Origin of the sequence: Komagataeibacter oboediens (assembly GCF_018491655.1) — a bacterium.
Lineage (GTDB): Bacteria > Pseudomonadota > Alphaproteobacteria > Acetobacterales > Acetobacteraceae > Komagataeibacter > Komagataeibacter oboediens.
In genome coordinates this window covers 1-867 of sequence record NZ_JABLUU010000051.1, presented here as the reverse complement: position 1 = coordinate 867, position 867 = coordinate 1, and the positions used below count along the sequence as shown (strand labels likewise).

Annotated in this window: 1 protein-coding gene; it reads left to right on the top strand. The window is 58.2% G+C overall.

Translation table 11 applies throughout. The annotated features are described in order from the left end of the window. Positions 1–48: 48 nt before the first annotated feature. Positions 49–858 (top strand): IS5 family transposase, encoded by an 810-nt coding sequence (locus tag HNO79_RS16340; protein ID WP_214165953.1) that lies wholly within the window; start codon positions 49–51, stop codon positions 856–858. Positions 859–867: the final 9 nt, after the last annotated feature.

Here is an 867-nt window from a genome sequence, read left to right as displayed (position 1 = left end):
CTAGAGGGTGTTATGTACTTTCGTGTCTGATTGGTGCAGTAACGAGAAATGACACCTGCACGCAAACCGTATCCCTCTGACGTATCAGATGAAGAATGGTCTCTGGTTGTCCCGTATCTGGTCCTGATGCGCGAGGATGCGCAACAACGACATCACGCATTGCGCGAACTGTTCAATGGATTGCGTTACGTGATCCGCTACGGAATTGCCTGGCGCGCCATGCCGAATGACCTTCCGCCGTGGTCGGCGGTCTACCAGCAATCCCGTCGCTGGATGGAGGCAGGTTGTTTTGACGCGTTGGTGTCTGATCTGCGTGCCATGCTGCGTATCGCTTCTGGCCGCAGGGCGGAGCCAACGGCAGCCATTATCGACAGCCGGACATTACGTTCGACGCCGGAAAGCGGTTCCCGCGCCGGATATGATGGAGCCAAGCGCAAAAGGGGATCAAAGCTGCACATGGCCGTGGACACATTGGGATATCTGCTGGCCCTGCATGTCACACCAGCCAGTCGGGATGATCGCGCCGAGGTGGGACGTCTTGCCGCCGCCATTCAGGATGCGACGGACGAGGGCGTTGAACTGGCCTATGTCGATCAGGGATATACCGGCGAGAAACCTGCCGGGGCAGCACGGGCCCAGGGGATCACCCTGGAGGTCGTCAGGTTGCCCGAAGCCAAACGCGGCTTTGTGCTGCTGCCGCGCCGATGGGTTGTTGAGCGATCTTTCGCATGGGCAACACGCTGCCGCAGGCTCGTCAAGGATTACGAGCGTTATGCCTCAACCCTCGCAAGTCTCCATGTCATCGCGTTCGCGTGCTTCATGCTAAGAAATGCAGCTATGCTCGCCCAAGGTGCATAACATCCTCTA

What these genes read in the sequence shown, in the direction of transcription:
- HNO79_RS16340 (WP_214165953.1), top strand. Translation starts at nt 49, where the DNA reads ATGACACCTGCACGCAAACCGTATCCCTCTGACGTATCAGATGAAGAA.